General features: G+C 58.1%; 16 protein-coding genes, 2 pseudogenes and 1 other annotated feature. Of the genes and pseudogenes, 8 read left to right on the plus strand and 10 right to left on the minus strand.

Going from position 1 to position 19,070, the window contains the following annotated elements:
• Nucleotides 1-121: 121 nt before the first annotated feature.
• From ACB035_RS16230 to ACB035_RS16270, 9 genes and pseudogenes are all read right to left on the minus strand, one after another.
• Nucleotides 122-619: pseudogene (locus tag ACB035_RS16230) on the minus strand (IS3 family transposase); the annotation flags it as partial.
• A 249-nt stretch (nt 620-868) separates the two neighbouring features.
• A pseudogene (locus tag ACB035_RS16235) lies at nt 869-1,906 on the minus strand (IS481 family transposase).
• A 135-nt stretch (nt 1,907-2,041) separates the two neighbouring features.
• Nucleotides 2,042-3,154: a ribonuclease D gene (gene rnd, locus ACB035_RS16240; protein ID WP_335840891.1), complete on the minus strand. Its 1,113-nt coding sequence runs from the start codon at nt 3,152-3,154 to the stop codon at nt 2,042-2,044.
• A gap of 108 nt (nt 3,155-3,262) precedes the next feature.
• Complete coding sequence (fadD, locus tag ACB035_RS16245; protein WP_371167750.1) at nt 3,263-4,939, minus strand: long-chain-fatty-acid--CoA ligase FadD; 1,677 nt, start codon at nt 4,937-4,939, stop codon at nt 3,263-3,265.
• A 198-nt stretch (nt 4,940-5,137) separates the two neighbouring features.
• Nucleotides 5,138-6,016: an alpha/beta fold hydrolase gene (locus ACB035_RS16250; RefSeq protein ID WP_371167705.1), complete on the minus strand. Its 879-nt coding sequence runs from the start codon at nt 6,014-6,016 to the stop codon at nt 5,138-5,140.
• A gap of 8 nt (nt 6,017-6,024) precedes the next feature.
• Nucleotides 6,025-6,540, minus strand: a complete 516-nt coding sequence (locus ACB035_RS16255) for a Slp family lipoprotein (protein WP_371167751.1) — start codon at nt 6,538-6,540, stop codon at nt 6,025-6,027.
• Between the two features lie 118 nt (nt 6,541-6,658).
• Nucleotides 6,659-7,360, minus strand: a complete 702-nt coding sequence (gene tsaB, locus ACB035_RS16260) for a tRNA (adenosine(37)-N6)-threonylcarbamoyltransferase complex dimerization subunit type 1 TsaB (protein WP_040069785.1) — start codon at nt 7,358-7,360, stop codon at nt 6,659-6,661.
• 54 nt (nt 7,361-7,414) lie between these two features.
• On the minus strand, nt 7,415-9,370 hold the full coding sequence (locus ACB035_RS16265) for an ATP-dependent DNA helicase (RefSeq protein WP_371167706.1): 1,956 nt from the start codon (nt 9,368-9,370) through the stop codon (nt 7,415-7,417).
• 67 nt (nt 9,371-9,437) lie between these two features.
• Nucleotides 9,438-9,683, minus strand: a complete 246-nt coding sequence (locus ACB035_RS16270) for a hypothetical protein (RefSeq protein WP_005336755.1) — start codon at nt 9,681-9,683, stop codon at nt 9,438-9,440.
• A gap of 187 nt (nt 9,684-9,870) precedes the next feature.
• Nucleotides 9,871-9,995: a sequence feature (His leader region), on the plus strand.
• Nucleotides 9,996-10,023: 28 nt separating this feature from the next.
• On the opposite strand from ACB035_RS16270, the gene hisG reads away from it, so the two are divergent.
• The 8 genes from hisG to hisIE are packed head-to-tail and all read left to right on the plus strand — an operon-like array spanning nt 10,024 to nt 17,289.
• Nucleotides 10,024-10,920: an ATP phosphoribosyltransferase gene (gene hisG, locus ACB035_RS16275; protein ID WP_371167707.1), complete on the plus strand. Its 897-nt coding sequence runs from the start codon at nt 10,024-10,026 to the stop codon at nt 10,918-10,920.
• A gap of 12 nt (nt 10,921-10,932) precedes the next feature.
• On the plus strand, nt 10,933-12,258 hold the full coding sequence (gene hisD / locus ACB035_RS16280; RefSeq protein ID WP_371167708.1) for a histidinol dehydrogenase: 1,326 nt from the start codon (nt 10,933-10,935) through the stop codon (nt 12,256-12,258).
• Nucleotides 12,255-13,325 carry a histidinol-phosphate transaminase gene (hisC, locus tag ACB035_RS16285; RefSeq protein ID WP_371167709.1) on the plus strand — a complete coding sequence of 357 codons (1,071 nt, stop codon included), beginning with the start codon at nt 12,255-12,257 and terminating at the stop codon, nt 13,323-13,325. Before hisD ends, hisC begins: the two co-directional genes overlap by 4 nt.
• 15 nt (nt 13,326-13,340) lie before the next feature.
• On the plus strand, nt 13,341-14,465 hold the full coding sequence (gene hisB / locus ACB035_RS16290; RefSeq protein ID WP_371167710.1) for a bifunctional histidinol-phosphatase/imidazoleglycerol-phosphate dehydratase HisB: 1,125 nt from the start codon (nt 13,341-13,343) through the stop codon (nt 14,463-14,465).
• Entirely contained in the window at nt 14,465-15,106 is a 642-nt protein-coding gene (gene hisH / locus ACB035_RS16295) for an imidazole glycerol phosphate synthase subunit HisH (protein WP_371167711.1), read from the plus strand. Before hisB ends, hisH begins: the two co-directional genes overlap by 1 nt.
• A 5-nt stretch (nt 15,107-15,111) precedes the next feature.
• Entirely contained in the window at nt 15,112-15,873 is a 762-nt protein-coding gene (hisA, locus tag ACB035_RS16300; RefSeq protein ID WP_371167712.1) for a 1-(5-phosphoribosyl)-5-[(5-phosphoribosylamino)methylideneamino]imidazole-4-carboxamide isomerase, read from the plus strand.
• Nucleotides 15,873-16,646, plus strand: coding sequence for an imidazole glycerol phosphate synthase subunit HisF (hisF, locus tag ACB035_RS16305; protein WP_019446757.1), 774 nt, complete (start codon nt 15,873-15,875; stop codon nt 16,644-16,646). Before hisA ends, hisF begins: the two co-directional genes overlap by 1 nt.
• Complete coding sequence (gene hisIE, locus ACB035_RS16310) at nt 16,639-17,289, plus strand: bifunctional phosphoribosyl-AMP cyclohydrolase/phosphoribosyl-ATP diphosphatase HisIE (protein WP_371167713.1); 651 nt, start codon at nt 16,639-16,641, stop codon at nt 17,287-17,289. Before hisF ends, hisIE begins: the two co-directional genes overlap by 8 nt.
• Nucleotides 17,290-17,322: 33 nt before the next feature.
• On the opposite strand, the gene ACB035_RS16315 is transcribed toward hisIE, so the two are convergent.
• Nucleotides 17,323-18,837: a P-loop NTPase fold protein gene (locus ACB035_RS16315; RefSeq protein ID WP_371167714.1), complete on the minus strand. Its 1,515-nt coding sequence runs from the start codon at nt 18,835-18,837 to the stop codon at nt 17,323-17,325.
• Nucleotides 18,838-19,070 lie beyond the last annotated feature (233 nt).

The following is a 19,070-nucleotide window of genomic DNA, read 5'->3' on the forward strand; positions in this document are numbered from 1 at the left end:
ATGGGATGAAGCGATATGCCCATGATGCAGACTTGAAGAGGATGGTGGTGATCAGATCACCAAGTCCTCAGTTAGTTCCATTCAAGCGGCATCGATTTGGGAAACAACGCCCTTGTAGTGGTCAACTAAATCCGGACATTTGGTTAGACCGAGTCTCGGCTTGTGCTGGCGGTATTCCACCATTGTATTAATGTGGACACTGCCAGTTGTAGTAATCCATCAGGTAGTGGCTGGTATCCCGTTTAGCTTCCCGCAGACTCATGTAACTCGTCGCCGGAAGCCACTCCGTCTTCAAGCTCCTGAACAACCGCGCCATCGGCGCATTGTCCCAACAGTTGCCACATCGGCTCACGCTCTGGGTCATACGATAGCGCCACACTCGTTGCCGAAATGCACGGCGGCCATATTGGCTGCCCTGGTCAGAGTGAAACAGCACGCCTGATGGACAACCTCGTTGCTGATACGCCATCTCAAGTGCTTTCACGGCCAGCTCGACATCTGGTTTATCTGACATTGCCCACCCCACAACCCGCCGGTTATGCAGGTCAAGAACCGCTGCTAGATAATGCCAGTGACCACCTGCCCAGATGTAGGTGATATCGCCATACCACTGCATATTCCGGCCGATCATGAACACCAATTCCGGTTCAACCTGAACACTTTGCTCCTCCTTTCCGGAAACAGTGTTCTACATCCCGGAATCACTGTTCACATTCACTGGAATCATCATTAACGCATTGATTTAACAACCTTTGATACGTTCTCCCTTTTGCTAGGGAAGAGCCTATATCTGTCAAGAGGATTGCAATGCGTAAAATTTGTACAGCTCTAGTTATCACCTGACACCGGCCTCAAACCGGTGTCTTGTTTACGCTACTTTAGAGCGCACTTCCTTCAGTATCAATTTCAGACCCTTCTTGAACATGCTGTAGGGGGTTTGACTCTCCATCATCCTGCCTTTATGTGGCCGCTGGGTGTTGTAGTGTTCCAGGTAGTTATCCAGGTCTGTCTGCATCTGCTCTACCGACTCATACCAGGTCGTCCTCCCCTTGATACGGAAGTGTTCATCCAGCAGTGTGCGATGCAGCCGCTCGATAAAGCCGTTGCTCTACGGCCTGCGCACCTTGGTAGTCCGGTGCTCAATGCCCTCCAGTTGCAGGAACAGCTCGTAGGGATGGTGGTCTGAGCGCCCACAGAACTCGCGCCAGTTATCCGACAGGATGGTATAGACCCGTGCCTCGTGGGTTTCAAAGAATGGCAGCACCGTTTCGTTAAGCACATGGACCGAGGTGATGGGCAGTTTGCTGGTGTAGAGCCGCCCCCAGGCGTGGCGGCAGCAGTCCAGCACGGTTTGCAGATACACCTTACCGACCCCCTTGAGCGCGCCGACGAAGAAGGTGTCGACCGCCACCAGTTCTCCGGTGTAGTGAACCTCAATCTGGCGTTCTCGGAACTCGGGACTGAATCGCTCTAACAGGCAAATTTGCTCGTCATTGAACTCAATGGTCTGCTCACGGTGAGTTTTCTCAAGGCGCAGCAAGCGGTCGTGTTTAGAGAGCAAGTCGTGCCGTTGCCACACGCCACGCACACCGCCCGCACTGACATTGATGCCTTGCAGAGCCAGTTCTTGGGCGACCCGCAGCGGGCCATGGGTTGGTCTGGTGAGGGAGTAATCGAAGATGGCCTGTTCAATCTCGGGAGCGACCCGATTGGGATGAGCCCCTTTACAGCCGGGCAATTTGTCGAGCAATCCCTCGGAGTCATAGGTCTGGTAATTACGGCGCATTTCGTAGAACTGCTGACGGCTGTAGCCGATGAGCTTGCAGGCTTTACTGACGTTATTGAGCTCTTTGGCGAGCGCTAGCAGGCTGAGTTTGCGACGTGCTACTTTCTCGTTGGTGGTCATACGGTGACTCCAGATAACACGGTAGGGGTACCGTTTTGTTATCCGGTTTGAAGCCGTATGACCAATCCCTTTTGTGGGCAACTGTCAGGTGAATACCATCTCCATACAGATTTATAGGTGCAACCGTCTGGTGGCTTATTGTGCCAGCAGGTGACCGACCAGCTCATGACGCCACCCTTGCAGCAACATCGGTTTGTCGCTGCGAGCCCGCTCTTCGTCGTTCATCCGCCAGCTCCAGGTGAAGTACTGGTGAATGATCTTCTTGCTGGCAATCAGCTCGGGCGGAATATTGCTCGCCTTGGCCTTCTCTTCCACCATGGCTTTGATGCGCTTGAGCTCGGCCTTGTACTGGGGAAAGTCCACCAGCCGACGAATGGGCTCGGGCCAGCTGTCAGGATCGCTCTGCTGCGCGCGGGCGACGATATCGAGCATCCGCTTGCCGTGGATCTTGATCTCGATGGGCGAGAGGCCGAGCTCGTTGAGATCCCGCATGGAGGTCGGACGACGCTCTGCCACCTTGAACAGGTGCAGCTCTTTGACCACAAAGTTAAGGGCCAGATCCCGGCGCACCGCCTCTTGCTGGCGCCAGGCGGCCAGCTCGCGCAGAATGGCGAGCTCGCGGCGACCCAGTTGCCAGGCGTTGACGATGTCAAGATAAGCCTGACGGGGATCGCTACCCTGGGTCTTGCGGGCGGAGTGGTTTTGGCACTCCTGCTCGAACCAGGCAAACTTGCCGCTTTCCCGCAGTTTGGCCATCACCTTCTCGTAGAGCGGCATCAGGTAGAAGACATCCGCTGCCGCGTATTCGAGCTGACGTGGCGTAAGCGGGCGTGCCAGCCAGTCGGTGCGCGCCTGATCTTTTTCCAGCTCGACCCCGAGGAATTCATTCACCAGCGCACCAAAACCGACCGAGACGCCGTAACCGAGAAAGGCGGTAGCCAGCTGGGTGTCGTGCATCTGGTTGGGCAGGTGGCCCGCCTGATGCTGGATAAGCTCCAGATCTTCGCCAGAGGCGTGCAGGATGGCGATCTGCCCTTCCCTGCCCAGTCGTTGCCAGAGGGCGGAGAGATCCAGCGTCAGCGGATCCAGCAGCGCCAGATGCTCGCCGTCATAGATCTGGAACAGGCCAAGCTGGGGGTAGTAGGTACGGGTGCGAACGAATTCAGTATCGATAGCCAGGGGAACGTCGGCCAGAGAAGCGAGATACTGCTCAAGTTCGTCTTGCTGAGTGATAAGTTGATAGTGCATCTGTGCCTGCGCGGTTGATCAGGGCCAAAAAGAAAAAACCGTGGGATGACCCACGGTTTTGCATAACGACGGTGCTGGTTCGCAGAAGATTCTGCAGCCGCAGTCCGGTTATTGCTTGGCAATCTCCTCGTCGCGCAGTACGCGGCGCAGGATCTTGCCCACATTGGTCTTGGGAAGTTCGTCACGAAATTCTACCAGTTTCGGCACCTTATAGGCAGTCAGATGTTTGCGGCAGTGGGCAATAATCTCGTCCTCCTGCAATTTTGCATCTTTCTTGACCACAAAGATCTTCACCAGCTCGCCGGAGACCTTGTGTGGCACACCGACCGCGGCCACTTCCAGCACTTTCTGGTGCAGGGCAACGACATCTTCGATCTCGTTCGGATAGACGTTGAAACCGGAGACCAGAATCATGTCCTTCTTGCGGTCAACGATCTTGAAGAAGCCCTGCTCGTCGCACACCGCGATATCACCGGTACAGAGCCAGCCATCCTGCATCACTTCGGCGGTCGCCTCGGGACGCTGCCAGTAGCCCACCATCACCTGCGGGCCGCGCACCTGCATTTCGCCCGGGGTGCCGAGGGCGTGGATCACCTGACCGTTGTCATCTACCAGACGGATCTCGGTAGAGCAGACCGGCAAACCGATAGAGCCGTTGTAATCAGTCAGATCGTAGGGGCAGACGCTCACCAGTGGCGAACACTCGGTCAGGCCGTAGCCTTCCAGCAGCGGAGTGTCGGTCAATGTCTTCCACTTCTCCGCAACCGCGCGCTGCACTGCCATGCCGCCGCCGATGGTCAGCTTGAGCTTGTCAAAGGCGATCCCCTGAAACTCCTCATTGTTTACCAGCGCATTGAACAGGGTGTTGACCCCGGTAATGCAGGTGAAGGGGTACTTCTTGATCTCTTTGACAAAGCCCGGAATGTCGCGCGGGTTGCTGATCAGCAGGTTGTAACCACCGATGCGCATAAACAGCAGGCAGTTCACGGTCAGGGCAAAGACGTGGTAGAGCGGCAGCGCCGTGACCACGAACTCCTTGCCGCGCTCCAGCATGGGGCCGTAGACGCCGAGGCACTGCTCGACGTTGGCAATCATGTTGCGATGAGTCAGCATGGCCCCTTTGGAGAGGCCGGTGGTGCCACCGGTGTACTGCAGGAAGGCGAGATCGTCGTTGGTGATCTCCGGCTTGATGTACTGCAGGAAACGCCCCTTGGAGAGGGCCTGACGCATGGTGGTGGCGTGGGGCAGATTGTATTTCGGCACCAGCTTCTTGACGTACTTGACCACGAAGTTGACCAGAGTGCCCTTGGCCAGCCCCAGATTGTCCCCCATCCGGGTCAGGATAACGTGCTTGATCGGGGTGTCGTAGACCACCTTTTCCAGGGTATGGGCGAAGTTGGAGACGATGACGATGGCCTTGGCACCGGAGTCTTTGAGCTGATGCTCCAGCTCGCGCGGGGTATAGAGCGGGTTGACGTTGACCACGATCATGCCGGCGCGCAGGATGCCGAATACGGCGATGGGGTATTGCAGCAGGTTCGGCATCATCACCGCAACCCGATCCCCTTTCTCCAGCTTCAGCTCGTTTTGCAGGTAGGCAGCAAAGGCGCGGGACTGCTCTTCCAGTCGGCGGTAGGTGATGGTTTGGCCCATATTGACGAAGGCGGGCTGATCGGCAAACTGGGTCACCGAGGATTCGAACATCTCGACCAGGGAGCTGTATTGGTCTGGATTGATCTCGGCGGGGACCCCTTCCGGATAACGTTTCAGCCAGACTTTTTCCACAAACTTCTCCTGCATAACTAGCACCTGTGCGCTCACTGTGTTGCCTCCGTCCCGGTTCACATCCATTTTAATCGGTTGTTTTAAGCTGATGCTCTAATGCCGCACATATTTACACAGCGCAACATCAATTAACAGCAAATTAACAACAGAAAAATGTGAGGGAGAAAACAAACCTGGAATTATTGAAAGCTGGCGATTCTACCGAACTTGACAAAACTTTACGATACAAACGGCCGTATCAACCGAATTTTCCATATGAAAATGGTGGTTTCCACCCAATATGACCCGCTCGATCTGCTGGAAGGCATCCTGACGGGCCTGCCATTGGGCTTCAAGTGCAGCAAAGCCCTGCTCCCCCTGAATCAACAGCACAGGGCAGCGGATAGCCGCCATCAATGCCCGGGCCTGCCCTTCGCTCATTCTAAGGGGCGAAAGATCCCGCAAGCGGGGGTCGCTGCGCCAGTGCCAGCGCCCTGCCCGCTCTTCAAGCTGCCGTTCACAGATAAGACGCGCCGCCTGCGGCGTGATATCCGCCACTTTGCAACGGGCGGCGACAGCCTCATCGATGGAGGCAAAGCCGTTGGCACTGCGCTCCCGGGTGCGACTGCGGTTTAAAATCGCACGTCGCAGCTGGGCAGGTACCTCCTCATCGGGTTGGCTCAGCGGCCCCAGCCCCTCCAGCATGATCAATCGCTCCACCTGTTCGGGGAACACCCCGGCATAGGCGGAGGCGATCAACGCCCCGAGGGAGTGACCGAGCAGAGTGAAACGCGACCACCCTGCCGCCTGCACGATCTGGTAGAGATCGTCCAGCCAGTCGACAAAGACATAAGGGGTGGTTTTGTGATCGGAATGACCGTGCCCCGGCAGATCGACACAGATGAGGTGAAAATCCCCCAGATGCGGCGCCAGCGGAAAGAAGCTGGCACTGTTGTCGAGCCAGCCGTGCAGGGCAATCAGCAGGGGTTTGCCCTGCTGATCATGCTCCGCAGACTGGTTATCCAGCAGGGCTACCCGCCGCCCATCTGCCAGGGTCAGCAGCCGCTCGTGCATGGTGCTCATCATAAGGGTAATCATGGTAAGCCTTAGCGACGCAGCGGCCGTCTCGGCCAGAAGGGATCATAGAAGGGGTCGTAGAAGTAGGGGTCCATATAGCGCACCTCCACCTCCTTGACTGGCGGCCACAGCTTGCTGCCCGTCACATTGAGCACCGAGAAGCGGTACTTGTGCTCGCCAATCTGGCTATCAACCGGTTGGCCTATGGTACCAAGCACCGTCAGACTGCGCCCCTTGGCGTAGAGGGTCGGATCGACAAAACCCTTCATGATAGCCAGAAAACGGCCCGGGCTCTGCTCGGTCTGCTCCGGCACACCGTTGGACTTGAGCGGCAGATAGACCACTTCAATAACGCTCTGATCCGCCTTGTTGTGCACCGCCGAGATAACGCCGCTCCAGCGCGCCGGTTTGCCCTCCATTCCTTCAAGGGCGGGCTGATAGGCCACCAGCTGGTTTTCAGGCTCATAGGCAAGCTCCTTGGGAACCGAGCTACAGGCCCCGAGCAGCAGGGCCAGCGCCCCGACCACCATAGTGCGTTTCATCATGTCGCTTCTGGTATTACGCATCATGTCACTCTCCTGTTGCCAGCGTGGCCCGTCGGGCCATCCGCTTGTGTTGCAGCTGATGAGCGGCAAGAGCGACATGACGTCAGCGCTCCTGCCCTTATTCGCGACCCGGCAGTTTTTTCCAGGTCACCTTGTCACGCAAATAGACCGGCGTCGCCTGCTCCACAGGCACAGCCTCCCCCGCCAGCCAGGCGGCGCGGGCCAGCGGCAGCATGTCCTCTGCCGCCGGGAAACGCACCTGGCTCACCGCCAGCTCATCGGCCAGACCACTCAGGGTCTCGCCATAGGTTTCAAAACCGGTGCCGACGCAGGTCACAGGGCCCGCCAGCTTGCCACGGGCGTCAACCAGCGCCGCGGGCTCGCTTACCACCTCGTCACCCACCAGTTGCATGCGGCCATCAATCAGCTCATAACGGCCGAAATAGACCTCGTTCATCCGCGCATCGATGGCGGTCAGCACCTGCTGGGCGCCATCCAGTCGATAGGCCCCTTGCGCCATGGCGGCAAGGGTCGAGATCCCAATCAGCGGCACACCCGCACCAAACGCCAGACCTTGCGCCACACTGATGCCGATCCGCACGCCGGTAAAGGAGCCTGGGCCGCGGCCAAACGCGATGGCATCGAGGTCACTCAAACTTATCCCGGCATCCTCTAACACAGCCTGAACCATGGGCAGGATTTTTCGGGTGTGATCCCGTGGCGCCTCCTCCCAGCGGGAGAACAGCTTGTCACCCACCAGCAAGGCGGCGGAGCAGGCTTCGGTGGCGGTATCAACGGCCAGGATCTTCAACTCGTTCATGCTTTACAATCTCTATAAAATCAGTCAATTACATAACCGGCAAGCGAGATATGCTCACCCGTTGTTCAAATCTGTTAGCTGGCGGCACACTTGTTCACTGCGTTCAGTGCGATCGAAAAAACTCCCCAGCGTTCCCAACTCCCGGGTGCGAGGGATGGCGGGCAGACTCTTGATAAACGTAGCGCCGTAGGGTTTGTTGACCATGCGTGGATCACAGATCACCAACACACCGTGATCACTGCGATCACGAATAAGCCGCCCCACCCCCTGCTTGAGGGCAATCACCGCCTTGGGCAACTGCAGCTCGGCGAAGGGATCACCCCCCTTGAGCTTGCAATCATCCACCCGCGCCTTGAGCAGCGGATCATCGGGGCTGGCAAACGGCAGTTTGTCGATGATAACACACGACAACGCCGCCCCTCTCACGTCGATCCCCTCCCAGAAACTGCTGGTCGCCACCAGCACGGCACGGCCATTCTCGACAAACTCCTTGAGCAGCCGCTGCTTGTTGTCCTCCCCCTGCAACAAGACGGTGCGGCCAATCTCCCGGCGCAGCACCTCGGCCACCTGGCGCATCACCTGATGGCTGGTGCAGAGGAAGAAACAGCCCCCCGGTGTCTTGTTGATGAGGGGGATCATCAGATTGGCCAGTTGCTCGCCACGGCCAAAGGCGTTGGGCTCCGGCAGATAGCGGGGCACACAGAGCCGCGCCTGCTCGCCATAGTCGAACGGACTGTCGAGGATCAGCTCGGCGCTGCCCGCCAGCCCCAGTTCGGCCTTGAAGTGATCAAACCGCATATCCACCGTCAGGGTGGCGGAGGTGAAGACCCAGGCCACTTCCGGTCTTTGCACCTCGGCACTGAATCGCTCGGCCACCGATAGCGGCGTCAGATTGAGGGTGAAATGAAGCCGTGAGCAATCGTACCAGTAGGAGAAACCGGTCTGATTGACCGCCAGCACTTCACCCAGGCGGGTGCGCAGTTCACTGATACGCTCGAAGGCGTGATCCAGCTGCTCGCCACGGCCGAGAGCAAGTTTCAGCACTTCGTAGCAAAGCCCGATGGCATCGTTGAGACGAGCCAGGGCCTGCCCCCAAAGCGGCTGGCGCAACATGTCGCGGGTATTGCCGCGACCGCCATCCACTCCGAAGGCCAGACGCAAGTCCTGACTGGCAATGGCAAGCCTGTCCGCCGCCTTGCCGAGCTGGGCCATGTCGTGGGCCTCAGCCCGATAGGCCAGCTGGATATCCTGCGCAAGATCCTGAATCGTTCGGCTGCCCACCGACTTGCCGAAGTAGTTGGTGGCGATCTCCGGCAGCTGGTGCGCCTCGTCAAAGACATAGACTTGCGCTTCGGGCACCAACTCACCAAATCCGGTGTCTTTCACCGCCATATCGGCGAAGAAGAGGTGGTGGTTGATAACCACCACCTGGGCGTCCATGGCGCGGCGTCGGGCCACCACCAGATGGCAGTCGTCGTAATAGGGGCAGTCGCGACCGAGGCAGTTGTCGTTGGTACTGGTGACGTGGGTGAGGATCTCGGCGTTCTCCTGCAATCCCGGAATATCCCCCACATCACCGTTGTCGGTGGCGGTGGACCAGGATTTGACCTTCACCAGATCGTTGAGCACTTCAGGCTTTTGCAGATGGGATTCGCTCAAGAGCCGGTTCATCCGCTCGATGCAGAGATAGTTGCTGCGACCCTTGAGCAGGGCCACCGGCGGGGTGTAGGAGAGCGCGCCGGTAATGGTCGGGAGATCCCGATAGAAGAGCTGCTCCTGCAGGTTCTTGGAGCCGGTGCTGATCACCACCCGCTTGCCGGACTCCAGCGCAGGCACCAGATAGGCATAGGTCTTGCCGGTACCGGTCCCCGCCTCCACCAGCAGACGGCCACCACTTTTGATGGCGCGCGCGACCGCTTCGGCCATCTCCAGTTGGGGAGCGCGGGCTTTGAAACCGTCGATATGGCTGGCCAGAGGGCCATCTGGCTTGAACAGGGTCTGGATGGTCAAAAGGGCGTCCCGCAGCAAAAGCGGCCATTATGCCAAAAGCGCGGCAAAAGCGGGACAGATAATCTGCCTAGACGAACAGATCGATCTGATGCTCGGGGTCCGGCTTGTGATCGCCCTCCTCCGCCTTGGGCTGATCACGCTTGGCGGGCGTGCTATACGCCTGCTGGCGCTGCTGGGAGTCACTGTTGTCAGTGCTGGTCTTGCGCAGCTGGTGCTTTTTGCTGATCTGGTTCACTTCCCGCTTGATCTCTTCGCTGCCGGGCGCAGCGGGCGCCCGGGGCAAAATGGGGAACAACAGGTCCTGGCTGGGCATGATGGCGACTCCTGCAGGGGTTATTGTCTAGTTATCGACCAGAAAACCGTTTTCGCCACTTTAATCGATCAAATCACAATTTCGGGTTGCATTTTCTGTCAAGGCAGGTAGTTTAAATCAGGCGTCAATTACGACATCTTATTTTGTAAAGGATTGATTACATGAAGTTCACCACCCTGAAGACTCATCACCACCATCATCATCCCGACTAGTCTTTCAGGAGGTTGACTGCTGGAAGACACTTAACTGGTGACTTCCAAAAGGACCGCAAGATTCATAAACCCTCGGAAGCACCCACTTCCGAGGGTTTTTTCGTTTTTGACTAGAAGGAAATCGAGCAATGGAAACACAACGTCTGCGTATCGCCATGCAAAAGTCCGGTCGTCTGAGCCAGGACTCCCAGGCCCTGTTCAAGAGCTGTGGCCTGAAAATCAACCTGCGCGAGCAGCGCCTTATCGCCCATGTCGAGAACATGCCCATCGATATCCTGCGGGTGCGTGATGACGACATCCCGGGTCTGGTGATGGAAGGGGTGGTCGACCTTGGCATCATCGGCGAGAACGTGCTGGAAGAGGTGCAGCTTATTCGCGCCTCCCAAGGCCTCCCCTTCGAGGTCAAAACCCTCAAGCAGCTGGACTTTGGTGGCTGCCGCCTCTCGCTGGCGGTGCCGGAAGATGTGACCTACACAGGGCCAGAAAGCCTGGCCGGCAAGCGCATCGCCACCTCCTACCCCGGGCTGCTCAAACGCTTCTTTGACGAAAAGGGGCTCGGCTTCAAGAGCGTGATGCTGGGCGGCTCGGTGGAAGTGGCACCTCGAGCGGGCTTGGCTGATGCCATCTGCGATCTGGTCTCCACCGGCGCCACCCTGGAGGCCAATGGCCTCAAAGAGGTGGAGGTGATCTACCGCTCCAAGGCGGTACTGGTACAGGTCCCCAACCCCTTGTCCGATGCCAAGCAGAAGATCATCGACACCCTGCTGCCCCGTATTCAGGGGATGCAGCAGGCGCGCGAGAGCAAGTACATCATGCTGCACGCCCCCAAAGAGAAGCTCGACGCCATCACCGATCTGCTGCCGGGTGCCGAGCGTCCCACCATCATGCAACTGGCCGGTGACACCAATCAGGTGGCGCTGCACGTTGTCTCCAGCGAGACCCTGTTTTGGGAGACCATGGAGCAGCTCAAGGCCCTCGGTGCCAGCTCCATTCTGGTGCTGCCCATCGAAAAGATGATGGAATAAGGAAGGGACATCATGCAGACCTTGATCTGGAAGACCCTCTCCCCCGCCCAGCAGGCCGATGTACTGACCCGGCCTGCTCTCAATGACGAGGCCGATATCGGCGCCGTGGTCAAAGAGATCATCGCAGCGGTGCGAAGCCGTGGCGATGAGGCCCTGCGCGAGCTGAGCCAGCGCTTCGAGCGCGCCCCCCGTGAACAGCTGCGCGTTAGCGAAGATGAGATTGAAGCCGCCTGCGCGCGGCTGGATGACGGCATCAAAAGCGCCATCGAAGCAGCTATTGCCAACATTCGTACCTTCCACGCCGCGCAAGTTCAGCCCGTGGTACGGGTAGAAACCCAGCCCGGGGTGGTGTGCGAGCTGCGCACCCAGCCTATCAGCCGGGTCGGTCTCTATGTGCCGGGAGGCAGCGCGCCGCTCCCCTCCACCGTGATGATGCTGGCCATTCCGGCTGCTATCGCCGGTTGCCGTGAAGTGGTGCTCTGTACCCCGTCCCCCGCCAGCGACGAGATCCTGTTTGCCGCCCGCGCCTGTGGCGTCGAGAAGGTGTTCGCCATAGGCGGCGCCCAGGCCATCGCCGCCATGGCTTACGGCACCGAGAGCATTCCCAAAGTGGACAAGATCTTCGGCCCGGGCAACGCCTATGTGACCGAAGCCAAGGGCCAGGTTTCCCGCGACTGGCGCGGCGCCGCCATCGACATGCCGGCCGGCCCCTCTGAGGTGCTGGTGATTGCCGACGAGAGCGCCAACCCCGCCTTCGTGGCGGCAGATCTGCTCTCCCAGGCCGAGCACGGCCCCGACAGCCAGGTGGTGCTGGTGACTACCTCGCCGCTGCTGGCCGATGCCATCGCTGGCGAAATCAAGAGCCAGTTGGCCAAACTGAGCCGCCGCGATATCGCCGCGCAGGCGCTCGGCAGCAGTCTGGTGATCCTCTGTGACGATCTGGCCGAGGCGTGTGCCATCTCCAACGCCTATGCGCCGGAGCACCTGATTGTACAGACCCGCGCTCCCCGCGATCTGCTGGATAAACTCGAGAACGCCGGTTCCATCTTTCTGGGAGCATGGACACCGGAATCGGTCGGCGATTACGCCAGCGGCACCAATCACACTCTGCCCACCTACGGCTATGCCCGCACCTGCTCGAGCCTTGGCCTTGCCGATTATCAGCGCCGCTACACGGTGCAGGAGTTGAGTGAGCGCGGCATTCAGGGCCTTGGCCCCATCGTCGAGCGCATTGCTCAGGCCGAAGGGCTCGATGGCCACAAGAACGCCGTGACGCTGAGATTGAACGCCCTGGCCGCCGCGCCCCAACCAACAGCACAGCAGAAGGATTTGTCATGAGCATTGCCAATCTGGCGCGCCGCGTGGTGCGGGCCCTCACCCCTTATCAATCCGCCCGCCGTATCGGCGGCAAGGGCCACGTCTGGCTCAACGCCAACGAGGCACCGCAGGCCTATCCCTTCACCATCGAGGGGAGCCGCCTCAACCGCTACCCCGAGTGCCAACCGGCCGAGGTGGTGAACGGCTATGCCGCCTATGCCGGGGTCAATCCCGATCAGGTGCTGGTGAGCCGCGGCGCCGACGAGGCCATCGAGCTGCTTATTCGCACCTTCTGCGAAGCGGGTGAAGATCAGATCCTCATCTGCCCGCCCACCTACGGCATGTACGCCATCAGCGCCGAGACCTGCGGCGTCGGTATCGTCGAGCAGCCGCTGACCGCCAGCCGCCAGCCTGACTGGCCCGCCATCGCCGATCGCCTCAGTGACGTGAAACTGGTGTTCCTCTGCTCCCCCAACAACCCCACCGGGGATCTGGTGGGTCGCGACGGTCTCATCGCTTTGCTGGAGAAAGCCCGGGATCGCGCCATCGTGGTGGTGGACGAAGCCTATATCGAGTTCTGCCCCGAGGCTTCCGTGGTGGACCTGCTGGCCCGCTTCCCCAATCTGGTGGTGACCCGCACCCTCTCCAAGGCTTTTGCCCTGGCGGGGATCCGCTGCGGCTTTACGCTGGCAAGTCCCGAGGTGATCGCCATGCTGGCCAAGGTGATCGCCCCCTACCCCATCCCCGAGCCCATCGCCCAGATCGCGGCGCAGGCCCTCTCCCCCATGGGGCTGGAGTTGATGTGCGAGCGAGTAATAGAGCTCAACAAGCAAAAAGCCGCCTTCAAGGTAGAGCTGGCAACGCTTGCCTGCGTAAGGGAAGTATTCGAAGACAAGGGCAACTTCGTGCTGGTGCGCTTTGTGGATGGCGCCGCCGTCTTTGCCGCCATGAAGGCCGCCGGCATCATACTGCGGGATTTCTCGACCAAACCCGGCCTTGATAACAGCATTCGCGTCACCATCGGCTATCAGGGCGAGATGGATGCCGTGCTGGCGGTACTGCGTGATCTGCCCTCTCCCACTTTGTAAGACAAGGATGTAGCGATGAAGACCCCGTTTTTGTTTATCGACCGCGACGGCACCCTGATTGAAGAGCCGGTGACCGACAAGCAGGTGGATAGCCTCGCCAAGCTGCGCTTCGAACCCATGGTCATTCCGGTGCTGCGCGAGTTGCAGACCGCCGGCTACGTGCTGGTGATGGTGACCAATCAGGACGGGCTGGGCACCGCCAGCCTGCCGCTGGAGAACTTCCAGCCTCCCCACGACCTGATGATGCACCTGTTTGAATCGCAAGGGGTGAAGTGGGAACAGGTGCTGATCTGCCCGCACTTCCCCACCGACGGCTGCAGCTGCCGCAAGCCCCACCTCGGGCTGGTGAAGGAGTATCTCGCGTCCGGTCGCATCGACTTTGCCAACTCCTTCGTGATTGGCGATCGGCAGACCGATCTGCAGCTTGCCGAGAATATGGGCATTGGCAGTATTCGCTACCACCCGCAGGATCACAACTGGCCCGCCATCCGTGATCAGCTGTTGTCCAAGGGGCGTGTGGCCGAGGTTGAGCGTTACACCAAGGAGACCCGTATTCAGGTGACGCTGGATTTGGACCCTTCCGCCACAAACAAGAGCGGCGGCAACCAGATCGCCACCGGTATCGGCTTCTTTGATCACATGCTGGATCAGATCGCCACCCACGCCGGTTTCCAGCTCAAGCTGAACGTCAGCGGTGATCTGCATATTGACGATCACCACACGGTAGAGGATGTGGGGCTGGCCCTCGGCCAGGCGCTGCGTCAGGCCCTTGGCAACAAGCGCGGCATCGGCCGTTTCGGCTTTGTGCTGGCGATGGACGAGGTGCAAGCGGTGATCGATGCGCGCCCGCTGACCGAGCAGGAGGTGAGCACCGCGCTGGATCTCAGCGGCCGCCCCTACTTCGTGTTTGACTGCCCGAGCGGCTTTGGCCGCGACAATGTGGGCGAGATGGCCACCGAGATGGTGCCCCACTTCTTCCGCTCGCTGTCGGATGCCATGGCCATCACATTGCAGATGAAGGTGGGCAGCGGCAACACCCACCATCAGGTGGAGGCGCTGTTCAAAGGCTTTGGCCGCGCCCTGCGTCAGGCCATTCGGGTGGAAGGGAGCGAGCTTCCCTCCAGCAAGGGAGTGCTGTGATGGATGTAAGCAAGCAAAAGCTGGTCATTATCGATACAGGCTGCGCGAATCTGGCCTCGGTCAGGATGGCGTTCGAGCGCCTCGGCGTGCGGCCCTTGGTCTCCAGCCAAGCGGCTGATATCGAGCAGGCGGACAAGCTGATCCTGCCCGGTGTCGGCACTGCGGTGGCCGCCATGAACAACCTCAACGAGCGGGGGCTGGTGCCCCTTATTCGCGCCGCCAAGCAGCCGCTGCTGGGCTTTTGCCTCGGCATGCAGATGCTGGCGGAAGCCTCCGAAGAGAGCATGGGCACGCAGGGTTTGCCAGATACGCTTATCGACTGCCTTGGCATAGTGCCGGGCAAGATCCGGCTGATGGAAGTGGGTAACCTGCGCTTGCCCCATATGGGCTGGAACCAGATTGAGCACAACGAGACCCATCCTCTGCTCAAGGGGATCCCGAGCGGCAGCTACTTCTATTTCGTTCACTCCTATGCGCTGGAAGTGACCGAAGCGACGCTGGCGACCTGCGACTACTGCAAGCCGTTTACCGCCATCGTCGGTGGGGTTGCAGAGCACAGCAACTTCTTCGGCGCCCAATTCCACCCGGAACGCTCAGGCGCAGCCGGTGCCCGTTTGCTGCAAAATTTTCTGGAGCTGTGACTAGCATGATCATTCCCGCAATTGACCTTATCAACGGTCAGGTGGTTCGCCTCTATCAGGGGGACTACGAGCAGAAGACCGAATACAGCAGCAGCCCGCAGGCCCGCTTCGATGAATATGTCTCCCAGGGGGCGGTGCAGCTCCATCTGGTGGATCTGGACGGTGCCAAGGATGCCAAGGCGCGCCAGCTGCCCCTGCTGACCCAACTGCTGTCAGCCACCGAAGCGCCGGTGCAGGTTGGTGGCGGCGTGCGCACCGAGCAGGATGTGGCGGATCTGCTGGCCGCCGGTGCCAGCCGGGTGGTGATTGGCTCCACCGCCGTCAAATCCCCGGATCTGGTGGCCAGCTGGATGGAAAAATATGGCCCCGAGCAGATCGTACTGGCGCTGGACGTCAATATCGATGCCCAGGGCAATCGCCATATCGCGGTGGCGGGCTGGCAGGAGAACAGCGGCGTGACCATCGAGGCGCTGATCGAGCGCTTCCTTCCCGCCGGGCTCAAGCATGTGCTCTGCACCGACATCAGCCGTGACGGCACCCTGGCTGGCACCAATGTCGAGCTCTATCGGGATCTCTGCGCCCGCTACCCGAGTGTCGCCTTTCAAGCCTCCGGCGGCATTGGCGGCATCGCGGATATCGAGGCGCTCAAGGGCTCCGGCGTCAAGGGGATCATCCTTGGCCGCGCCCTGCTGGAGGGCAAGTTCTCGGTGGGTGACGCCATCGCCTGCTGGCAAGCGCCCGCGGCCGTTACCACAGGAGGCAACTGATGCTGGCAAGACGCATTATCCCCTGCCTCGACGTGAAAGATGGCGTGGTAGTCAAAGGGGTTCAATTTCGCAACCATGAGGTGATGGGCGGCATTGTCGAGCTGGCCCGTCGCTACGCCGAAGAGGGCGCTGACGAGCTGGTGTTCTATGACATCACCGCCTCCAGCGATGCCCGGGTAGTGGACAAGAGCTGGGTGAGCCGGGTAGCGGAGGTGATCGATATCCCCTTCTGCGTCGCCGGTGGCATCAAGAGCGTCGAAGATGCCCGCCAGATCCTCGAATTTGGCGCCGACAAGGTCTCCATCAACTCTCCGGCGCTGGCCGATCCGACTCTGATCAGCCGACTGGCCGAGCGCTTTGGCGTGCAGTGCGTGGTGGTGGGTATTGATTCCTACTTCGACGCCGAAACGGGCCACTATCAGGTCAAACAGTTTACCGGTGACGAGAGCCGCACCCGCACCACCGCCTGGCACACCCTCGATTGGGTGCAGGAGGTGCAAAAGCGCGGCGCGGGCGAAATCGTGCTGAACGTGATGAATCAGGACGGCATGCGTCAGGGTTATGATCTCGACCAGCTCAAGCTGGTGCGCAGCGTCTGCAAGGTGCCGCTGATTGCCTCCGGCGGCGCCGGTGCCATGGCGCACTTTCGCGATGCCTTTACCCTCGCCGATGTGGACGGGGCGCTGGCCGCCTCTGTGTTCCACAAGGGCCTTATCCCCATTCCCGAATTGAAACGCTGGCTGAAAACCGAAGGAGTCGCCATCCGTGAATAACTTCTCTGAAAATGCACAAACAACCGCCAGCGCGCGCCCTCTTGCCGAGCAGCTCGACTGGGAAAAATGCGACGGCATGATCCCTGCCATCGTCCAGCATGCCGCCAGCGGCGAGGTGCTGATGCAGGGCTTTATGACCCGCGAGGCGTTGGAGAAGACCCAGACTACCGGTCAGGTCACCTTCTTTAGCCGCAGCAAACAGCGACTCTGGACCAAGGGTGAAAGCTCGGGCAATGTGCTCCAACTCGTGGCCATCAGCACCGACTGCGATCAGGACTCCCTGCTGATTGCCGCCAACCCCGTCGGCCCCACCTGCCACAAGGGCACTACCTCCTGCTTTAACGGCCACCCGGTGCCACCACTCGGTTTTCTGGCTGAGCTGGAGCAGGTGCTGGCCGCCCGCAAAGGGGCCGATCCGGCCACCAGCTACACCGCCAGCCTCTACGGCAAAGGGACAAAGCGCATCGCCCAGAAGGTTGGTGAGGAAGGTGTTGAAGTGGCGCTGGCCGCCATGGCCAAGGATCGGGAGGAGCTCATCAACGAATCCGCCGATCTGCTCTACCACCTGACCGTGCTGCTGCAAAACGAAGGGCTGGGATTACAGGATGTCGTTCAGCGGCTTTATAAGCGGCATAATAAATAAGTTGATAGTAAAGCCGGGTTATCCCGGCTTTATTTAGTCAAGATGCACGGCTAGCTCAACTAAATTTTTATACGTTGTTAAGCGTCGCTCCAATAGTGACAGTTCCTTTTCTGCCAAAATAGTATTTTCTTCTACAGTCAAATTCCGCATACGCCTAACACAATCTATTGTTAACGAGATAAAACGAGATGAATATTCATCATCTAAAGTCGGCTTCAATAGCCCCTCATAAGACATGACTAAAATGTTTCTCAAGGAAACCATATATTCACTATCTTTAAATGGATTTGCATATCGTTCACCATCGACATCCTTAATATAACTTCCTATTGCACTCCCTGCTTTTATAAAACATTGAAAATGTTGTTCTTCATACTCACTTGTCAGACTATTAAAACCTTTCAAAGTAGGATGGTTATCTGTCTTAGGCATTTTGCCATCCACTACAGCGCGATAATCTTCATTATTTTTCTCGCATAGAGAGAACATGTAAACAAGAAAAATCAGATTTAATGTGCAACCTTGGTAATTAACGATGGAAGCGATAGTTCTATCAAGCACTTGCTCTGTTTTTCTTAAGTTCAATGAAAAATGATCACAGACAGCTGTCAATATATTTACCAACACTTCGCTATCAGTGACCTCAGGCCATACATTAACGTTATCGAACTGCTGCTTTTTATATGATAACGCCTGTTGAATAAACTCTCGCCGAGATATAGTGCTTAACGTAAAGCGTCTATGAAAAAATCGTCCAAGATAGCTTTCTGCATCAAAACCATCGCCATAAATGACCTTTATAGCATGCTGCAACTGCTCAGTATCCGTTGCCAACACAAACACCACGCCCTTAATATCAAAGATATGCTTGATAGTCTCCAGCATTTCTACGGCATAAGAAGGACGACAACGATCAAGCTCATCTATCAAAATAAATGCGGGATAATCCAGTTCTCCTTCACTTAAACCAACAGCTCCCTCAACCCATTGCCGGATCTCTTGTTTAAGATACTGAATAGATTCATAACGCTCTTTGTGATTGCTACAAAGCGTATCAACCAGCTTATCTGCATCTTCGCCTTCCACAGAAAAGTCACTATCTTCCCATCCAGCTTTTTTAATGGCTGACTTGAGCACCAATTTCCCGCCCACTTTGAGTAAACCCAATAGTTTGGACTTGATGCTATCAGGTATTGCTACCTTATTTCCTGTTGCATCTCTCAATTGATCGATAATCGATGAAATCACCGTCAATAAGGGATCATCGGAAAAGTCCTGCTGCCAGGCATCGATATAGACGGTGGGATAGTGCGCTTTCAGCTCCATATACCAGCGCTTGATAAACCAGGTTTTCCCTGCCCCCCATTCGGCATTGAGGTTGAGCACATAGTTGCGTTGCTTGCCTTCGGCGGCGAGGTAGTTGGTCAGAAATTCGGCATAGCGGGCGCGATCCAGCCGGTCGGCACTCAAGATCTCTTCGCTACCCGCAATGGCCCCCGGCCCGTCCCACTGAACTACGTCATCCCAATTAAACGGTGCCACTGCCATCTCGTACCTCTCCATATTGCGTTGCTGAGGATGATATCAGGAGCACAGTGAAAATAGTTTGATTAAAGACCTGTTTGTTGCCCTTTCTGCCGCTCGGGCTGGCGTATTTGATTACTGATTAATTTCTCTGCTGCTAACCAATAATGCCGGGCCGATAAAGGGAGGAACACGGTGATCTGTACAGCCACAGACTCGGTTGATTGCCTTTGAGCTCGCCAACGATGACAACCGTG

This window comes from Aeromonas sp. S12(2024), from assembly GCF_041402305.1.
Taxonomy (GTDB): domain Bacteria; phylum Pseudomonadota; class Gammaproteobacteria; order Enterobacterales; family Aeromonadaceae; genus Aeromonas; species Aeromonas veronii.